Origin of the sequence: Paraglaciecola sp. MB-3u-78, assembly GCF_002835935.1 — a bacterium.
In the GTDB taxonomy this organism is placed as follows: domain Bacteria; phylum Pseudomonadota; class Gammaproteobacteria; order Enterobacterales; family Alteromonadaceae; genus Paraglaciecola.
Genome location: NZ_PJCF01000064.1, coordinates 1 through 426 on the forward strand (window position 1 = coordinate 1; position 426 = coordinate 426).

A 426-nucleotide genomic window follows, 5' to 3' on the forward strand; every position below is an offset into this window, starting at 1 on the left:
CTCATCAGGAAGAAATGGGTGCGCCCTCTCACCACATCACGCCACAATACATCCCCTTTACCGTCGCCATTGAAGTCACCACTGCCCCGCAACTCCCACTGCGGTGCATCGACAAAGTTGAGCACCTTACGGGTTTTAATCGTCAAGCCATCCATCAGATAAATAAAGTTCATGCCGGTGAGCGTATTACGCCACAAGATATCCGAATGACCATCGGCGTCATAATCGCCCTGTCCCGCCATCAGCCAACCTTCATCTTGTACCACATTAATCGGTTTGGCTTGTTTGGTTTTTACACCATCCATCGACCATAAAAAGTTCCAACCTTTAGCATTGCTGCGCCATAACAAGTCGGATTTACCGTCGCCATCCACGTCGTTTTTGACTTTTTGCTGAGTTGTGTTTTGCGATTGAGTAGGATCAAGA

The 426-nt window shown here is 48.1% G+C and carries 1 protein-coding gene; it reads right to left on the reverse strand.

The features are described 5' to 3' along the window. The coding region (locus CXF95_RS26345) for a VCBS repeat-containing protein (protein ID WP_198556717.1) at positions 1-426 on the reverse strand (426 nt) is incomplete at both ends.